The sequence below is a fragment of the Pirellulales bacterium genome, from assembly GCA_035656635.1.
Taxonomy (GTDB): Bacteria; Planctomycetota; Planctomycetia; order Pirellulales; family JADZDJ01; genus DATJYL01.
This window is the reverse complement of record DASRSD010000024.1, coordinates 1-16608: the sequence shown is the minus strand read 5'-3', so window position 1 is coordinate 16608 and position 16608 is coordinate 1. Positions and strand designations below refer to the sequence as shown.

The window sequence follows — 16608 nt, the reverse complement described above, 5'->3', positions numbered from 1 at the left end:
GTTCAGGAATCGGACCGAACGTCAATTCGCCGTTGCGGCTGATTCCAATGGCGCCGGTCGAACCTTCCGGATCGCTCAGAAACAGGTGCCGGTTGGGCGCGGAAAGCAACTTGTCCAACTCTCGCCGCAGCATTCCCGGAAACAGCTCGGCGACGTCCGAAACGCGGTGAAAGGTTAGGCGAACCAATGTGGCACCGGCCAGCGCCGTTTTCCGCGAAGGCGACATCGCTTGCCGGGTCGAGACGTTTGATCATCTCTTTCAACTGCGCCCGCGCGTGCAGTGGCATCGGCGGCAAGACATGCACCACGACTCCGCGATCGCTGCGCGGGGCGCCTCCGTACGGCGGACCGCGATGCACAAAATCGCCTTCCACAATTTTGTGCGCGGCGATTTCCAGCCGGCTGGGAGTCGCCGAAACAATTCTCGCCAAACCCAACTCCGTCACCTCTTTCACGCCCGAATCGACAATTTTCTGCTGCTCGGCCAAGGGAAGATTTTGCAACAGCCACACTTCCTGCCAGCGGTCGTCCACCGCGCAGGGCTGGATCAGCGGGTGAGCTTCATCACACGGGTATTCCCCGGCGACTCGGTTCAACGCCGCCACGGTGGCGCCCACCCAATCGACCAAGACCTCTTCCTGTTCCGCGACCCGCGCCACCGCATATTCCAGAGCCGCAATTCGCGCCTCGACCAGACGCAGGTCGTCAGAGACCGCGCGTAGGCGTCGCGCCGAATCAAACAGCCGCTGGTGTGTGCTAGCGTCGCTGGAAAATGATCCCATGAGCAGATGTGTCCAGCCACGGCCTTGCACTGCCCGCAGCAGACGTTTGGCCAACGACATTGTCCGCTGAACTTCGTCGTCGAGCGTATACCGCTGTTCATCCAACTCGGCTAACTTTTCGCGCGCGACGCGATCGATCGCGCGCTGGATGCAGAACCGTTGATACGTTTCCGCGAGGTCGTTTGGACTTTGGGCAAACGTGCTGCTGGCATTCGTGGCGTCCAGCTTGGCCCCGGTGGATAAGATCGCCTCGACGGCGCAGCGCAGATCCGCCCCCGGCATGACGATTTGATCGATAATGTCATCCTGGTCGGGTTCGTCTTGGGCCGATTCCAGAATGGCGGCGATCGAGGGCCGCTGGAAGGGTGTAATTTCCTCCTTGGTCGAGAGCTTAAGGTGCTGCTGATGGGCGTTGGCGGCCTGTTCGGCCGACACTAATTCCGCGGCCCAAGCGCGGGCGACTGCCGGGCGGACGATCAATTGTGGATCGAGTTGTCGGAAAAAGTCCGCCTTTAACAGCGCTGCGTTACTCAGTGGGCCGTTGCCGGCCTCGTTCGAGGCAACCGTGGCGCAAAATGCCTCGACGTCCTGACAATTTCGAGCTTCCAGCGCTTGGGAAACCAGCGAATCGCGTAGCTGGCGGTCGCGCAATACGGGAGTAATTTCCAGTAGGCTGAGTTGTGGCACGATGCGATCATTCAGCGCCGGCGAAATGAGTTGTGCTACGGATTCCACGGTGGCGGCCGCGCTATTGGTCAAGACGCGCGGACCCAGGCCAATACTCGTGAGCGAATGCAGCAAGAAATCGTCGTTGATCACCACGCTGTCGGTCGCCTGAACGATCGCCTCGCCAATGGCCGCCGCGACGACTTGCCCCGCTTTGGAACCAGTTCCGCCCGACGCGCCGCGCAACGACACCAGCACGACTTTATTGAGGGCACCGCCAGCAATGGTGACAATCACGGCGATCAACTCGGACAAAAACTGGTCGAATTTAGGAGACTGAATCACATCGTCCATCGCTAAGCCGCCGATTTCCCGAATCTGACCGCAGCCGGTGGACGCATCCATCCGGCCACAGCGATTCAGGGCCACTCGGACTGCTTTGGTGGCCTGGCGAGCCAGCGTGCGGGAGGTATGGCGAGCGCCCAATGGAAATGCAAATGTGCGGACGCGCGAGTCCCCGCGCACGCGCATCCGCAATTCATTGACCGCATCGAAAATCAACAGCACGTCCACGTTGAGCAATTCGGGTCGCTCGGCGCAGGCGGCGAATGCGCCACCAGTAACAATTCCTATGCGGACGACGCCGTCACGCAGGCGTTTGAGCCGTTTGATCTCGTTTGGGTGCAACATATACTCGCCTCATCATTAGGAATTGGGTTGGTTCCACGGTAGAAAAACATCGGCAATGGGTGAAAATATCGCGGCGAAAGCATCCCAGCGCTCGTGCGGGGCCAAGAGAATCACCATCAAGGCAAAGGGAAGTCGGCGCCGCCGGCGAGATTTGCTGGTTAGAAACACTACCGATTGCCGCTGACGAATGAACGCGCGTGGAAACCGAGCCACGTACTGTAGCCACTTGGCATCGGATGTCGCCGGCAGGAGTAAGGTGGCCTCGGAGACCGTCCGCTTCTCGGCGAATTCATAACAAGCGCGGCCAATCCACAGGCTGGCATGGCGATCACTGCCGGGATTGGCGAATACTTTGCCATTCCACGGACTCGATGTTGGCAGCGCGTCATTGGCACGTGTGTATCGGAACCGAGCTGGGATGTGGGGCCGCTCGGTTTCTTCGGCGCAAGGGTCCAGGTCGATCGTGCCATGAAATGCTTGGACGGCCTTCACAGTCGGCGATGGCGTTAGCCACTGCTCATCGGCGGGGCCGCGCGACGCTGAGCTAGTCTTTCTGCGCGAGAGATCGCCGATTTTGATGCGATACTTGAGAATGAGCGACAGAGCTCGGTTCAAGCTCACGTCCTGCAATAACTCCACCAAAATCTCCAAATCCGACACGCATGTCGTTTTTGCCCACCCTCGTTCCTTGGCCAGCAGCGCCAGCAGCGGCTCCCAGTACCCAGCGATTTGCATGTACCGCTGGGCGGTCCGCCCATCTAATCCCGACCCGCGCAGGAAGCTTGATGTCAGCCAATTGCCATGCCCAGCTTCGTTCTTCTCAAACAGCAAAACGTCGCCTGCGGCTCGCGCGCTGAGCAACATTAAAAACGAGCCACGGATGAAGTCTCTGTGGTGCCGCAACAAGAGCTCCCGGCGCCGATTGACCGAGAGTTGCCCCAGCTCGCTTACCGAAAGCTGTTTTGGCAGACCATCGGCCAAAACCCATGCGGATCGAGGTTCGGCGATTTCACTTGTGCCGCGCGCGATCTCGCCGATTGCAGGGGCCGCGTAGCTGACCGGTGACTGGAGTCGGATCACTCCATCGAGGCTCGGTTCCTGGCTTTGTCCCGGTGGCTGCTCGTCCGCTGTCAGACCGGGAGGTCTTCCGTTCGCAGGAGCGTCTGATCCTGAATCATTTCCAAAATTGAATTTGACCTGGTTCATATATTGACTGCTTTAGCAGTGCATCCGTTGATTGACGGCGATTTTCGATGTGGTTCGATCAAAACGCATGGCTCGGAGCGGTTCCATTTCCTCTAGCATCAGCTTGTGTTTTCCACCCTGTTGTGCCATCGTTCCACAGCGAGTGTTCGTGTTCGGTTTTACTGGTCCGCTCGCGGCGGACGGCAACGTTCTTCCCGTGCCTCCGGCACGGGCGCGGCATCTGCGGAGCGTTGCCGCCGACTCACCCTCTTCATTGGGGAGTTGGATAGCGACGTTAACCGCGACGGTTTCGCGGAGTGGTGCTGGCGAGTGATTTGCGACTGATCTTGCAGCCGCCGTCACTGGGGAGGTTGTTTGCCAAGATAGCGCTGCCTTGCACGCAGCATTTTCCTGGCCGTGTTACCAGCGAACACTCGCCTTCCCGGCGAATGAGGCAAGCAACAGGCCCCTACTACATGTGGCCGCGGTGTACTTTTCGAAAAACAATTTTCACCGCTCGCCTGAAGTAATTGCCGCCGCAGGATTTGCCCGCACGTAGCGATTGCGAAATGATGAAAGGAATGATCCGCCCAGGCACGTCGCCGGCGCGCAGCCGTCGGTGGAATCAGAACCAGCGAGAATTCCATGCGTAGAGCACGTTTTCAAGGTCAGTCGAGGTTGATCAAGCCTGATGCCAGAATCCGGTTCGATGACGCCGCCAAGAATATCATCGCTCGGATCGACGCCCCGGAGATCGAGCAGGAACCGGATGAGGACGATTCCATCGAAGTGCTATCGGATCTACTGGGTGGGCTGTCGATCGATAGTCGAGGCACTCCACCGCGGGATCTTCTCGGACGGCACGCGAAACAGGTCGCCTTCGCGGCGCTGGGAATGGCGGCATTTGGCACGACCGCCTCGCATCCAGGCCGCCATGTGGCCAGCGTGCGCAGGGAATTGGAACACCTGCTGCCATCGGCTAGCCATCCACACGTTCCGATTGTGGAGCGGTTGATTCGCGAACTCGGCAATCCAGGCAAAACTGCCTGGTTCGATGGCCAAGCCGGATACGGCAAATTGGTTCGCGATTTTCTGGACGGCCTCATCGGGCGTCGAGAGATTGCCGATCTGTCGCGCGTGGCGATTCCGCTGGTCGCGGGCATTCATCACTGGCCGCGAAGCACAGCCCTGGTCAAGCTCAGGCTGGGACTGACCCATTCGTATCGCCGGGAATGGTCGAATTATTTTCGCCGAGCGATTTCCCTGATTCGCAGCGCGGCACTGGCCATGCGGCGGGAAATTGAAATCGAAATTGCCGAGATCCGGTATCTGGATGCCCACGAACAGTTCTTATCGGGTAAGGTAAAATTTGACATCATCCTATTGGACCAGCCGTGGCTGCCGGAGTACTTGAATTCGCCTCTGTACAGTCCATCCCTCGGTGAGCCACTGCCTTTTTCCAGCAACTCAACCGTCTTAGTCATCAATCCACAGCAGCCCGAGCGGCTCGTTGATATTGCGGGGGAAGAAGCTGCGTCTCAATGGCCGATGGATGCGTTTCAGCGCCTGGTTTCGGCGCGGAAAACTCCTGCCCTGCGTCCGGCGTTTTCAGCCAATCACCCTCATGCGTTGGCCGCGCTGGCGATACAAATGGCCAGATTGCAGGGAGCCACAACACTTGAGACGGAAGCTTCGCTGCGCAGTACCGCCGATTTGGTGCGAGAGCTATCGATCGTCGATCCCTTTTCACTTGATCCCATTCAAGCAGTCCATATGGTAGCCCAAGGCGCGGCCGCTTGGACAATTGGTTTCCTGTCCCATGTGGGAATTGCCCGTCTGGAGGACGATGACGAGCAAACCGTGCGGCGGCTGAGGTTATTGTCCCTACCCCACGGCATCGACGGCTCGACATATCTTGCGGTGCGGGCAGATTCAAAGCATCCGCGGATTTCCAAACTGATTGCGCGCACTCTTGTCACGGCGATCGACCCCAGTTACCACCACCTGACAGGCCATCAACTTCCCAGTCACTACCGGGCAGCACTGCGGCGCGCCGTCAAGACCCGCTCACGAAGTGAATCGGTTTTGCTGGATCGGACTGGTTGGACCTTCGACGGCCACACGGTTGCCGTGGAGGCGGCCCTACGGACTGCGACGCCTCGGTTCGACGGACATGGCGGCTTCGCAAGCCTAGCCCGAAGAATTTGGGATCACTACAGCTAGTGAAACGTCGCCGGATTAGCCGATGGTTTGTCAGTCGCAAAAACTCGTCACGACGCATGCGCTTTGAGCCATCCATCCAGCGAATTCTGGACGATTTCTTGGACACTGTCCGGCTTTTGCCGACGGAGTTTGTTTTCCAGACAAAAACGTCGCAAAGCCTCGGCGGTGGATGGGCGGATGCGGGTCGTCAGCGACGCTAAGATCGTTTCGACAGCGGGCGTTTCGGGGGCGATTTCACTGTGAGGCTGGCTGGATTGCCCATTGCTGGTTCCAGCCGATCCGGCCAGTGGCGTTTTCCGCGGTTTAGTGCCGCGTTGCTTGGTTACTAGTGGCTTTGACACAATAGCGGACTGATTTTCGCTGGGCTCTGCCGCCGCTCCACCCTGGATAAACGCCAAGGTGCTGGGCGTCAATTCGATCGCTTGTGCCAAAGAACGCCGGTCAGCCATTTTGAGCCCTCTTGAAGTTCATGGATTGATTCCGATTGCCGACAATTCCGCGCAACCGCTCGCTAAGAATCTCTTGAAAAAGCTGCTCCATATCCCGTGCCGCTCCAGCGGCCCGTAGCCCCATTCGCATCACGACTGTCCCCTGTTGTACGGCGTCGCGGTAGGCTTGCAGATCGCGGATCGATGTATTACCAACGCGGAGACCAAGTTGCGGCGCGGTGGCGATCAGCTCGCGACTAATGGTGTCTCGCTTTCGCATCCGGTTCAGAACCAGCCAGCCTTCAGGCCGGCCCAGATTTAATTCTTTCGCGAATTTGAGGACCGAAATCGCCTGCTGGACGCTGCGGATGTCCAGCGCGCTGGGAGTGACGGGAATGATCGCGATTTCCGAAAGGATTAACAGCGTGCGGCTGATTTCTCCTAATCCTGCCGGGCCATCACCGACGATCACATCACACTGGTCGGACAATTCTCGCGCGGCGGCCAAACATTCTTCGGGCGTCGTCACCAGTCGGCACGGCAAATCGGGTTGCGCTTCGGCGAGCCACTGGCTGCTGGAGGCCTGTGTATCGCCGTCAATGAAACCGACTGTGATCCCTTGGCTGGCACACCACATGGCACAATGGACGGCAACCGTCGTCTTGCCGACCCCGCCCTTAAAATTCGTCACCGAAATCATCATATCTGGCAAATACCAGCCTGCCGGCAATCTGGCAAGCATGTTTTTCAGCAGACTGCCTGGAATGCCAGCCGACAAGCAATCAGGCAGTCCACATGGCAAGCAAGATTTCCGGCAGGCATTCATGTCAGCTTGTCAGCAAGCTTGCCGGCTGGCTGGCAAGTTAACCGGCTAGCCGACATTCATTTAGAGCCTTCAAAAAACATCTTGCGCCAGCCGCTAGCCGCGCGTTAGCGTTGCCGAAACTGCTTCAAACCGTTTGAAGTTTTTGGGAAATGTTCATGTGCGATTGGAGCGAGTTTTTTAACCGAAAGACATACATGATTGCGGCGAGTTTTTTGACAGGGAGTACGACATTGCGGCGAGAAACGATACAGCATTCGGGCGAGGCAATTGGACATTCGGGCGAGAGATTTGTCGCCATACGCGGCATTCAGGCGAGCCTTTCGGCCGCAAGTCAGCGAAACGACAGGCGAATCCCGTCCGTAATCTATGTTCAAACTGTAAATAAAAAACAACAACAGGCGGTTGTTGGGATTTTTGAAAAGGGGGCATGAAAAGCAATTCATCGGTAAATCGCCATCCCAAAGAATTCGAGGCGGCGATTGATAACGGGAACCTCGCGGAATTCCCGGTTTCACTACTCAGCGACAAGGCGCCCTCTGGCGTCAAGACAATCGAATTCGAGGACACGATTGAGGACTGGCGCACCGGCCAGATCATCCATCGCAAAGTGACCGTCAGCGGCAGCGACAAGTTTGGCTTGCCCACCGCCATCGACGATGAGGTGCTGTTTGGCCTGATTCAGCGCACGGCCCAGCACAACAACTTCACGCAGTCCAAAGTTTCCTTCACTCGGCACCAGTTGATTCAAATCCTGGGCTGGAAGAACCGCAGTTGGGCTTATGAGCGATTGGAAGAATCGCTGTGCCGCTGGAAGGGCGTCTCGATTTACTACACCAGCGGTTGGTGGGACAACGCCAAAAAAGTGTTCACCGATCGCGAAGCCCTGGGGGTGATCGATTACTTCCGCGTTCGAGACGGCCGGCGCAAGGCCACCGGTGATGACAGTGACGAAAGTTACTTCATGTGGAACGAAGCCTTCTTTCAGAGCTTCCAGAGTGGTTATTTGAACCGGCTCGATTTCGGCGTGTATCGGTCGCTCAAGCGGCCAGCCGCCAAGCGGGCCTACCGGTTTTTGACCAAGCGGTTTTACCACCGGCCTGTTTGGACGTTTGACCTCAAAACGTTCGCCTTCGAGAAGATTGGCCTGTCGCGGAACTATGACACCGGCCAACTCAAAGCTCGGCTCAAGCCGGCGCTCGACGAACTACAAACGGTCGGCGTAATCCACTCGCCACGCTATAGCAAACAAGCGCCCGGCGCCTGGTCGATTGAAATTGCCGAAAAAACTGCTGTGGCAAACGGTGCCGTACAACCCGAGCAATCCAATCCATTGGTTGACGAATTGGTCCAGCGCGGCGTCCATTCGCAAACCGCTCATAATCTCGTCGCTTCTTGTCCAGAAACACAAATCCGCGAAAAACTCGCCTGGTTCGATTGGCTGGTGCGGCGCGCCGACCAACGGATCAGCCGCAACGCGCCGGGGTTTTTGGTCAATGCGATTCGCAAGAATTACGTGGTGGCCAAGCGGTTTGTTGAGCGAGCGAGCGGAAATCAACGAATCGCCAACGTTGGTGCGTCATCGCGCCCCAGCCCAGGTTGAATCCGCCGACGCATTGAACCATGAATTCCAAAAGCTGCGCGAATATCTAGCCCATCTGCCTGGCGAGCGGTGCGGCGAGCTGGAACACGCCGCCGTCGCCGCGGCTGCACCGTTTGCGCAACAGCGCTATCGGCATCTGCAATCGACCGGTGGACCGGCATATGAGGCGTTGCGGCTGGGATTGATCCAAGCATATCTTCGACGGCAGCAAGTAGTGAATTCAGAGTCTGCGAATCCGTTGAAGGCGGCGCAGCAGGAAGAACATGAACGACTGGATTGCCAAACGCAGCGTGCGGTCGATCCAACCGGATGAGCATGGCTCCTGGTGGCAACGCTATCAAGAAAACCTATTTTTCATCCTGGCCTTCTTGGGCATCCTGCTGACCGGAATTGTGCTGCTGGCTGGCGAGTGCTGCTGGCTGCTGTGGTTGAATTAGGGACCGCATTGGACCGCCCATCGAGTTGCACTCCGCGCCCGGTGCTAAAGGCTAACGCCAAACGATCCGCATCAACATCGCTGCGGCAACAATGACGACAGCCAGACGAAAGGGCCATTCACTCGCGGTCCAACGTGCGCGGCGGCGGGCTTTCAAATAGCCGAGCATGATTTTGTGGTCCATGTCGGAGCATAGCGCGGCTGCGATTGCTACGCAAAAATTTGAGTAACTTACGGGGCTGCGCTATATTCGGGCACAGAAGGGGTCGGATACCCTTCGACTTTCAATGTTCGTAGAGCTTTGAAACGGTCTTCTGATTGGGGACAGCACCCGGTAAACGTGGCTACCAACCACGCTAAGGGGACGGAGATTTACCAACCGTCACGCTTTCTGCCGGTAGAGCCGAGTGCATGGAGACATGCTTGCTCGTGCTCGATGGAGGCTTCGTGAAGTAATCCGGCTGGCTTTGTAGCCCAGACGAGTAATCTCACGATTCTATCCGATAGGTTCTCACCTTGGTTGTTGTTGAATCAGGGCGATGCGGACATAGTCGCCAGCCGGCGACCCGTCATCCTCGAAGTTGGTGAGAGCTGCCATTCATTTAGCAGTTCAAATCCACCCGCGGGATTCGGTCCCACATAGTGGGCCGTTTAACGCGCGCCGGTCACGGGAGTCATGCGCATAGCAATGTGCCGTGCCGGAGAGTGAGATCTCCGGTGTCCCAAGCAAGTCTTGGGCAGCAAATAGCTCAACGTGGAAAGGCGCGAAAGCGCTTACCGGTCAGTTTGCATGAAGTCGACGCCGAAATGGTGTCGTGCAGCCAATAGATTGCACGACACGGTGAACGGCCAATGCTCATTTGGTAAAAGTGCGCTTCTAGTTTCGGCACTTTGAAATCGCCGTGTGCAAAATTTCACATGGCGGAAAGTATGGGAGCCTGGCGGCTCCGCATAGAGCGATTGGCCTCGTCGGGTCACACCGACTAGCCACGAGATCATGCAGATAACGAGAATGGCTAACGCAGGAAGGACTGTTGCTACCGATTGGTAATCGGCGCCTGGTATCAACCAGGTAATTCAAACGCAGCAGTCTGGGAGTGGCCCGCAAGTAGAAAGCAAGTGCGCTGTCATGCGGAAGCATGGTGATGCACTTGGCGATTGTCGTGGGAAGGCACTCACGGATCGTGCTGTATCGGGCCGGTAACCCGATACCTAAGCCGACGAAAGCGGGGACTGGCCTAGAGCCAGTCAGAAGATTCGGTGCGCAGGGCACGGTGGCTTTGGGCCGCCGCTGCCTTGGGCATTCCTTGGTTGGAAGCAGAGTGGTCAAACGAGTGTTCCTCTGGCGAGGAACAGTCCTTTGGCGGCGAGTTGAGGTGGACGCCACACGTGTGCCTTTGCACGGATGGCGTTCATCTCGCGGTTTTTAGGATGCAACACGTATGGAATCGGGCGGCGTGCTGCTAGGAAACTAGCAGGCACGCCGCCACCGTGCGGCGTTGGCATTCAAAAGAGGTGTTCCAGAACGTCTACGGTTTGGTTTTCGTGGAGGTTTCTGGGAGCTTTTGACGTAATCGAAAGCGTCTGTCGAACGACTCGGCAGCGCTATGGAAAAAGCTTCGAGCCAAGGATTTGCGCTGGGGGAAAGCCGATGGCTTCCCCCTTTTTAAGAGTCTGCGAAATGGTTCGCTGGCTCTTCAAAAGGAGGTGCAGCGTATGCAGTACAGGTACGAGGCAACAAGTGAAAAGGGGTTCGTCCAGCAACTTGCGACGAACATTTTAACGCACGGGTATTACTTCTATGTACAGGGCTACGTGCCGGAAGGAAAAGACCCGCGCGAGATCGACAAGAAGCTCATGACCAAGTACGGGGTCGAAATCTCGCGGAGTCAAAGAGCCCGGCGCAAGCTCTCGGGACTTGCAAACGTTCATTATTTGCGATTCGAGCGACGGTGGATTTTACTGGCGACGCACGGCGACCATCTCTTCAAAGTTGAAGAAGCGAAGAACATTCGCGACGTGCGTGAGCACCCGATCCAAGCGGTCGGCTACTCGCAGTGGGTCAAACGTGGCAATTTCCTCAAGCGCGGCTCCGGCGACGATGTGGCGACACCCGACGGCAAGTATCGGGTGCGGGTGCTGATCAGCCGCGAAGCGTATCGGGATTTGAGAGCATATTTCCTCGCGGAGCGCTGGAACTGGTCGGTCGAGAGGCTTTCTGCCGAGCTGCGCTTGATCCCCTACGAACCCTACGCACCGGTCCGCAAGCAATTATTAAAACTCTTGTTTTTGATTAACCAGAAGCGAAGGACCGCGGGCTACAACCGAGTTCCGGCTGACGTATTCCGCTATCGCAGGGACATCGTCAAGGTGTTTGAGCCGGTGGAAGAGGGGACACAGCGTCAGGCGGCCTGACGCTGATCGTGCAAACATGCGCGAGAACCGGGGAGCCACCAACAGTTTTCATGTGTTCCAAGCGATTGCAAAACGATCCGCCAAATTCATCCCTGGACTTGGCAGACCAGCTTCCACGGAGTGCCTGCGAGGCAATACCGCAAAGGAGTTTGCCGCATTGTGTTCCGCTCGCTTCTGCTTGCCAAGATGGCGCTGAAATTTTTCCGCTAGCGCCTCTTGCGCGCGCACGAAAAAGCCCGTGAAGTGGGGCAGGTACTCCACGGGCCAGATCGTTCGCCGAAGCAAACGACAATTCATTGTGCCACTGGGCGGCAGCCTGTCAAGGAGCGGTCGCAAACGGCTTATTTTTCCTTGGGGGCGGCAGATTTCGTCTGGCTGGCTTTCTTGGTGCCCGCGTTTTGGGCCCGAGTTTTCGTGATGGCGGATTTCTTGGGGTTAGCCGGGGGATGGCCGATGCCGTTGGTCATGTCACGTTCTCCAGGCAAAAGGGGAAAGGGAACTGATCGGCGACGCTGGAAATACGATTTCCCAACATCGGGATTTCCTATTTTGGGAAATTCTAGCGGCGCGTCTAGGCTTTGGCAACACTCACGGCCAGCGTCCATGTCCAAATCCCGCTATACGACCCGCTATGACCAGATGCTGGTGGCACTGCGCGCGGCCCGCAAATCGGCCCGATTGACGCAAGTCCAGGTCGCCAAGCAATTTGATGCCCACGCCTCGTTCGTCTCCAAGATCGAGTCGGGGGAACGGCGATTGGATGTGGTGGAATTGGCGGATTTCTGCCGGCTGTACGGGATTCGCCTCAGTACCTTTTTAAGACAGGCTGGGCTGGAGTGACGGCGGAAAGCGGGGATCGAAGCTAGTTATCATCCTGGCCGTAGCGACCGCTAGGCCCTGAATTCAACAGCCCTTCGACGCGCTGGTAGTATTTTTTCAGCGTGTCGCGCGAACCCAGGAAAAACACTATTGCCACTGCCAAGCAGCCGGCGTCCAGCCACAGGTCGCCGGTTCGCGTAACCGCGTGCGTCATGCGCCATGAGAGGTAAGTGAACACCAGTGCTGTCAGACCGTTGCTGTAGAATTGATAGAACCTGTAATGGCCGTCGAGCAACACTTGAAACGCCTCCACGCGCTCGCCGAGCCGGGAAAAGTCCGACACTGGCGGACGAACGCCTGTCATATGATGCAGCCGGTCAATGGTAAGCCAGCGGAAGGTGCTGATCGTCAATCCCGCCGCGATGGCCGCCAGCATCACGTACAAAAATCCTCCAACCGAAGTGGATTTAACCGAGGCGCTACCCAGCCAATCGCCGAGGGCCGGCTCGTAGTTGCCCAGTCCCCACAAAGCAATGAAGCCTGGGATCACAAAAGCGATCACTAGGCCAAAGTTCGCGCGCGAAACGTCATTCATGTCTTCCGTAAATTTTCGGTCCGACAGTTCGGCCTAACAGCCCGAAGCAGTGCTTCCAGAGTTAGCACGGCGATGTGCGAAACGGCAAGCCATTGTGATGTGAAGGGGCCCCGAAGATGCGCATCGGCGACGCAGCATGTATTCGGTAAATGCAGCCGCGGCTAACCTTCTCCGCAGCCGGGACAATACAGCTTTCGCATCTGAGCATTGAATTCTTCCCAGTAGCGGGCCTGCGTTTGTGGATCATTGAGATCGGTTTGCTGCTGCGCTGTGAGTGACGATTGCGCAGTCTCGCTCGCCGGCTGTTGAATTGAGTTTTTTTGTTCTACGTCAGGTCCGGTCATGATCCTCCATCAAGCATGCTTGGCAGCTTCATTAGGCAGCCTTGCGAGTGGCGGCTAAACGCTCCCTGAGCGCCCGCGTGGCGGCGACGCCTTGGCGAATGGCTTCCAAAAGTTCGGCTTCATTCGTGTCGTCGTAGTATCTGGAGGCCGCTTGCCGGCCGGTACTTTGGCTGGTGAACGTACGGCTCAAAGTAAACTGCGGATAGGTGATGCCGGTGGGCGTCTGGCTGAGCCACAAAGCGATCTCGATATTGCCGGCAGAGAGCACCTGATGTGGCTCATTGGGTTTGGGTTTTTTAATTAGCTTCGGGCTGTGCTTCGCGTTGGTTGGTTTCTCCGTCGTCGTTTCCATACTTCCTCCTTGAAAACAGGTTGACAAAACGCATCATGCCACAACACCGATCCTTACTCAAAAATATTTGTGAACCCGATTTGAGTAGCACCAAAAACTGTGAGACCATCGGCGCATGGAAGCAGGTGCGCGCAAACTGATCGCGTTCGATTTAGAAACCGCCGGCGTGGACCCCAAGCGCCATGCCATCATTCAAATTGCGGCCGTGGCGGTGGATGAAACGCTAGAACCGCTGGAAGCCTTTGAAGCCAAGCTCCGCTTCGACGAGCGACGAGCCAATAAAAACAGCCTACGAAAGAATCACTACCATCCGGGCATTTGGGCCAAAGAGGGAAGGGAACCGGAAGATGTGGCCCGGTCATTCGCCGAATTCCTGCGCCGCCACGCGACCGTTCCCATGATCGGCGCCAGCGGCAGTGCATACCAAGTCGCCCAGCTGGTCGCCCACAACGCCAGTTTCGACGGCGAGTTCTTGCAAGCTTGGTACAAGCGATTGGGGATTTATTTGCCGGCTCGCAAGCAAGTGCTTTGCACACTCCAGCGGGCGATGTGGTATTTCAGCGAAGTGGATTGCGTGCCGCCAAAAGATTTTAAGCTGGCCACGCTGTGCCAGTATTTCGGAGTGCCGTTCCATGCCGCCAGCGCCCACGAGGCCCTGGCCGATGTGATGGCGACGATTGGACTGTACCGCGCGTTGACAAAACACCAGCAATCCCAGATTCAGCGGGCTGCTTGAGCCAAATCCTAAAGGGCAACGAACGATCATGATGTTGCAATGACCGCGGCGGGCTCCAGAACAGCGATCTCATTGTACCGCGTAAAATCCCTGCCATTGAATGTCAACACGTGCGTCAGGCCATGCCGCAGCATGGCGGCCACCAGGCGCGCGTCATGAGCCGGCTTCCCGAGAACCTGGTACCTCGACACCAGTTCGTACCACGGTTCGTAGATCGCCCGCTCATCGCGCAGGAAACGAAATAGCGGCGGGCCAAGGTTTTCGAGCGAGGCTTTTGCTTCGTCCGCCGTCATGCCCAATCCGTTGTTCGCAATGGGCCGCGTCGCCACGACCCAAAACTCATAATAGACCTGGGGGACCGCGCACAGCGCGTGGCCGTCATCGCTCAACTTGAGCAGCGAGGCGGTGGCGTCAAGATGCCGGGCATGTCCCGGCTCAACCGTCCGGACCAGGACGCTGGTGTCCACCAAAATCAACATGGCTATCGGTCCGGATAGATGCTGTCTCGGGAATCATCCACGTTGGGGTTTCGGGACTTGAGACTTCCCAGCCAAGCATTGAATTGCCGCCGCCACTGGTCGGGCGGGAGCGTTGGCTGCTGTTCAACGTCGTTCGCCAAGCGATCATTGAGCGCTTCCAGAGCGACCACTTCGGGCGCCTTGCCCAGCGTGCGAGCTTGCTCTTTGAGCTTGGCTTCGGTTTCCGGGGGTAAAGTTAATATCAAATTCATTGATCTGCCTCCACCAGTGATTCTACCACAATCGCCGGAAAGTTGCACGAACAATCGGTCGGCGCGACATCCAACGGCAAGGGTTCTTCGATGCCAATTGGGCGCCAGTGCTTTTAGTGATCATCGAAAAGTTTCTTGAGAATGCCCTGCGGGACTCGACCGACGAGTTCGCGCAATTGCGCCTTGCTCAGCTTCGCGAGTCGCGCAGCCACGGCGTCCTCTGGGCTGGCTATCCCTTGTTGTTCGCGTTCCGATCGCACCGCATCACGAGTCCGATTCCAACGCGCCTCATAGTCGTCAAAATCGCCCCGATGCGCCACGGCAGCTTCAATCAGTTCCGTCAGCGCGTCGGTGAACCCGCGACTGCCATCGTAGCCGAAAATATGACTGTGCTCGTGCAGGTGGACCGCCAGGGCGTGTGAGAAGTCGCCGACAAACACCGATTCCGCAAAAAATACTTCATGGGAATGATAGCTGCGGGCGGTGCGCAGTTGTCCAAGCAGCACGTCCGTTTTGGCGACCGTATATTTTGTCGTGCCGCGCTCAAAGACCTGGGCGGTGGCCGGATTCAAATCGTGCAGGACCTGGTTCAACAGCCGGAGACACTCTTGCTCCGCTACGGTGGGACCACGACTTCCTTGCTGACGGGCTTCACGATCCGCCTCGTCCTTGGCCTTCTTGACCTCCTCGTCGGCTGAGGGCACGCCAAACTGGCGAAAATAAGACGGCAACCCCAGCCAGCCTTGCGATTGCCACGACCTCTCAATCGTCTCGAACTGCAACTGCTGGGCCTGATCGTGACTGCGCTGACTGCGGGCATAGTAACGGTTGCCGAACACTTCCGCGACTAACTCGGCCGGCCACGCCGCATAGTAGTGAGCACCACTGGCCACGGCGCGCAGCAGCGGGTGCCCTTTTTCCCAGAACGGACGGGCCGCTTCGACGATCACGTGCTGGGCGATCCGCGCGCTACTGGAACCGTGTTTGGAAAACACGTCATAGAACTTCTGCATCAATTCCTCTCCAAAGGCTTTGCGGTCACGATCCTGACGAGTTTTACGCTCGATTTCCGCGTATTCCCGGTTAATCACCAAAATGACCGGAACTCCCTCAATCTGGCCGCGCTTCAAGCGGCGGTAGAAGATATGGCCGTCTTTATCCGTGGAATCGTACAGGGAAAAGTTTCCCGAATGATGCTCCCAGCGCAGCGCGCCCAACAGCGGGTTCTGGTCGTGCAAAAAATGTTGCAGGCCGACCCGCATGGCGGCGATCAAGTCTCGTGAGGCACCATCCAGCACCAGCACGGTTCCGGGAATTTCTGACTTCGTGCGGTAAAAATCATATTCCACGGGAAACATGAGTCGGCTGTCGGCGACCGCCTCGGTCGCGACCCGCAGGCAAACCACGCGGTTGCCCGAGGCGACAATCGGCGTCGTGCGATGATCGCGCAACAGACAGGTGGTGGCGGCTTTGAAACCCTCTCCATATTGGCCAATGTCTTGCTCTCCCTTTTCACTGCCCAGAAAGAACAGTCTTTCCAGCACGCAGCGCGTCGGCGCCGTGACCGCGACGGTCGAAGCGTCATGCTGCACGACCACTTCCTCCAAGCGCTCCCGATTGGCGTCGAAGAAATTCTGCATCAGGTCGCGGGCAATCAGCGTTTCGTCCCAGTCCACGCCCCAGGCGGTGGTGACCGAGCTGGTCATGGTGCGTTCAAACACCAGCGAGCCGGCTCGACACCACGGTTCCAGCGCGCTGGCGATTTTGCGGATCCGCTGTTG

At 57.5% G+C, this 16608-nt stretch carries 18 protein-coding genes; 7 read left to right on the top strand and 11 right to left on the bottom strand.

The annotated features are described in order from the left end of the window. Positions 1-2: 2 nt before the first annotated feature. Positions 3-2138, bottom strand: coding sequence for a hypothetical protein (locus tag VFE46_01730; GenBank protein HZZ26700.1), 2136 nt, complete (start codon positions 2136-2138; stop codon positions 3-5). Between the two features lie 15 nt (positions 2139-2153). Continuing rightward, on the bottom strand, positions 2154-3119 hold the full coding sequence (locus VFE46_01725; GenBank protein ID HZZ26699.1) for a DNA N-6-adenine-methyltransferase: 966 nt from the start codon (positions 3117-3119) through the stop codon (positions 2154-2156). 849 nt (positions 3120-3968) lie between these two features. Between VFE46_01725 and VFE46_01720 the strand changes: the two genes are divergently transcribed. Beyond that, complete coding sequence (locus VFE46_01720) at positions 3969-5546, top strand: hypothetical protein (GenBank protein HZZ26698.1); 1578 nt, start codon at positions 3969-3971, stop codon at positions 5544-5546. 47 nt (positions 5547-5593) lie between these two features. On the opposite strand, the gene VFE46_01715 is transcribed toward VFE46_01720, so the two are convergent. Both VFE46_01715 and VFE46_01710 read right to left on the bottom strand, forming a co-directional pair. Continuing rightward, positions 5594-5995 carry a hypothetical protein gene (locus VFE46_01715; GenBank protein ID HZZ26697.1) on the bottom strand — a complete coding sequence of 134 codons (402 nt, stop codon included), beginning with the start codon at positions 5993-5995 and terminating at the stop codon, positions 5594-5596. Then, a complete protein-coding gene (locus tag VFE46_01710; protein HZZ26696.1) occupies positions 5988-6716 on the bottom strand; it encodes a ParA family protein in 729 nt (242 codons plus the stop codon). Before VFE46_01710 ends, VFE46_01715 begins: the two co-directional genes overlap by 8 nt. Positions 6717-7227: 511 nt before the next feature. On the opposite strand from VFE46_01710, the gene trfA reads away from it, so the two are divergent. The 4 genes from trfA (at position 7228) to VFE46_01690 (ending at position 11251) form a co-directional block, all read left to right on the top strand. Further along, entirely contained in the window at positions 7228-8400 is a 1173-nt protein-coding gene (trfA, locus tag VFE46_01705) for a plasmid replication initiator TrfA (GenBank protein HZZ26695.1), read from the top strand. Beyond that, entirely contained in the window at positions 8372-8713 is a 342-nt protein-coding gene (locus VFE46_01700) for a hypothetical protein (GenBank protein ID HZZ26694.1), read from the top strand. Before trfA ends, VFE46_01700 begins: the two co-directional genes overlap by 29 nt. Continuing rightward, positions 8664-8837 carry a hypothetical protein gene (locus VFE46_01695; protein ID HZZ26693.1) on the top strand — a complete coding sequence of 58 codons (174 nt, stop codon included), beginning with the start codon at positions 8664-8666 and terminating at the stop codon, positions 8835-8837. Before VFE46_01700 ends, VFE46_01695 begins: the two co-directional genes overlap by 50 nt. Before the next feature lie 1715 nt (positions 8838-10552). Beyond that, positions 10553-11251, top strand: a complete 699-nt coding sequence (locus VFE46_01690; protein ID HZZ26692.1) for a hypothetical protein — start codon at positions 10553-10555, stop codon at positions 11249-11251. A 341-nt stretch (positions 11252-11592) separates the two neighbouring features. On the opposite strand, the gene VFE46_01685 is transcribed toward VFE46_01690, so the two are convergent. Beyond that, the gene (locus VFE46_01685; GenBank protein ID HZZ26691.1) at positions 11593-11718 is read right to left on the bottom strand and encodes a hypothetical protein; all 126 of its coding nucleotides are present in this window, start codon (positions 11716-11718) and stop codon (positions 11593-11595) included. Positions 11719-11854: 136 nt separating this feature from the next. On the opposite strand from VFE46_01685, the gene VFE46_01680 reads away from it, so the two are divergent. Further along, positions 11855-12091 carry a helix-turn-helix transcriptional regulator gene (locus VFE46_01680; GenBank protein HZZ26690.1) on the top strand — a complete coding sequence of 79 codons (237 nt, stop codon included), beginning with the start codon at positions 11855-11857 and terminating at the stop codon, positions 12089-12091. A 22-nt stretch (positions 12092-12113) separates the two neighbouring features. Here the strand turns inward: VFE46_01680 and VFE46_01675 are convergent, their stop codons facing one another. From VFE46_01675 to VFE46_01665, 3 genes are all read right to left on the bottom strand, one after another. Next, positions 12114-12665 (bottom strand): hypothetical protein, encoded by a 552-nt coding sequence (locus tag VFE46_01675; protein ID HZZ26689.1) that lies wholly within the window; start codon positions 12663-12665, stop codon positions 12114-12116. A gap of 161 nt (positions 12666-12826) precedes the next feature. Next, the gene (locus VFE46_01670) at positions 12827-13009 is read right to left on the bottom strand and encodes a hypothetical protein (GenBank protein ID HZZ26688.1); all 183 of its coding nucleotides are present in this window, start codon (positions 13007-13009) and stop codon (positions 12827-12829) included. Between the two features lie 31 nt (positions 13010-13040). Then, positions 13041-13361, bottom strand: a complete 321-nt coding sequence (locus VFE46_01665; GenBank protein HZZ26687.1) for a hypothetical protein — start codon at positions 13359-13361, stop codon at positions 13041-13043. Positions 13362-13476: 115 nt separating this feature from the next. Between VFE46_01665 and VFE46_01660 the strand changes: the two genes are divergently transcribed. After that, entirely contained in the window at positions 13477-14097 is a 621-nt protein-coding gene (locus tag VFE46_01660; protein HZZ26686.1) for a 3'-5' exonuclease, read from the top strand. Between the two features lie 26 nt (positions 14098-14123). On the opposite strand, the gene VFE46_01655 is transcribed toward VFE46_01660, so the two are convergent. From VFE46_01655 to VFE46_01645, 3 genes are all read right to left on the bottom strand, one after another. Next, the gene (locus VFE46_01655; protein HZZ26685.1) at positions 14124-14576 is read right to left on the bottom strand and encodes a PIN domain-containing protein; all 453 of its coding nucleotides are present in this window, start codon (positions 14574-14576) and stop codon (positions 14124-14126) included. A 2-nt stretch (positions 14577-14578) separates the two neighbouring features. Continuing rightward, on the bottom strand, positions 14579-14827 hold the full coding sequence (locus tag VFE46_01650) for a hypothetical protein (protein HZZ26684.1): 249 nt from the start codon (positions 14825-14827) through the stop codon (positions 14579-14581). Positions 14828-14940: 113 nt separating this feature from the next. Further along, positions 14941-16533: a hypothetical protein gene (locus tag VFE46_01645; protein ID HZZ26683.1), complete on the bottom strand. Its 1593-nt coding sequence runs from the start codon at positions 16531-16533 to the stop codon at positions 14941-14943. Between the last annotated feature and the right edge of the window lie 75 nt (positions 16534-16608).

What these genes read in the sequence shown, in the direction of transcription:
- VFE46_01730 (HZZ26700.1), bottom strand. Translation starts at nt 2,138, where the DNA reads ATGTTGCACCCAAACGAGATCAAACGGCTCAAACGCCTGCGTGACGGC.
- VFE46_01720 (HZZ26698.1), top strand. Translation starts at nt 3,969, where the DNA reads ATGCGTAGAGCACGTTTTCAAGGTCAGTCGAGGTTGATCAAGCCTGAT.
- VFE46_01715 (HZZ26697.1), bottom strand. Translation starts at nt 5,995, where the DNA reads ATGGCTGACCGGCGTTCTTTGGCACAAGCGATCGAATTGACGCCCAGC.
- VFE46_01710 (HZZ26696.1), bottom strand. Translation starts at nt 6,716, where the DNA reads ATGCTTGCCAGATTGCCGGCAGGCTGGTATTTGCCAGATATGATGATT.
- trfA (HZZ26695.1), top strand. Translation starts at nt 7,228, where the DNA reads ATGAAAAGCAATTCATCGGTAAATCGCCATCCCAAAGAATTCGAGGCG.
- VFE46_01695 (HZZ26693.1), top strand. Translation starts at nt 8,664, where the DNA reads ATGAACGACTGGATTGCCAAACGCAGCGTGCGGTCGATCCAACCGGAT.
- VFE46_01690 (HZZ26692.1), top strand. Translation starts at nt 10,553, where the DNA reads ATGCAGTACAGGTACGAGGCAACAAGTGAAAAGGGGTTCGTCCAGCAA.
- VFE46_01685 (HZZ26691.1), bottom strand. Translation starts at nt 11,718, where the DNA reads ATGACCAACGGCATCGGCCATCCCCCGGCTAACCCCAAGAAATCCGCC.
- VFE46_01680 (HZZ26690.1), top strand. Translation starts at nt 11,855, where the DNA reads ATGTCCAAATCCCGCTATACGACCCGCTATGACCAGATGCTGGTGGCA.
- VFE46_01675 (HZZ26689.1), bottom strand. Translation starts at nt 12,665, where the DNA reads ATGAATGACGTTTCGCGCGCGAACTTTGGCCTAGTGATCGCTTTTGTG.
- VFE46_01670 (HZZ26688.1), bottom strand. Translation starts at nt 13,009, where the DNA reads ATGACCGGACCTGACGTAGAACAAAAAAACTCAATTCAACAGCCGGCG.
- VFE46_01665 (HZZ26687.1), bottom strand. Translation starts at nt 13,361, where the DNA reads ATGGAAACGACGACGGAGAAACCAACCAACGCGAAGCACAGCCCGAAG.
- VFE46_01660 (HZZ26686.1), top strand. Translation starts at nt 13,477, where the DNA reads ATGGAAGCAGGTGCGCGCAAACTGATCGCGTTCGATTTAGAAACCGCC.
- VFE46_01655 (HZZ26685.1), bottom strand. Translation starts at nt 14,576, where the DNA reads ATGTTGATTTTGGTGGACACCAGCGTCCTGGTCCGGACGGTTGAGCCG.
- VFE46_01650 (HZZ26684.1), bottom strand. Translation starts at nt 14,827, where the DNA reads ATGAATTTGATATTAACTTTACCCCCGGAAACCGAAGCCAAGCTCAAA.
- VFE46_01645 (HZZ26683.1), bottom strand. Translation starts at nt 16,533, where the DNA reads ATGACCAGCTCGGTCACCACCGCCTGGGGCGTGGACTGGGACGAAACG.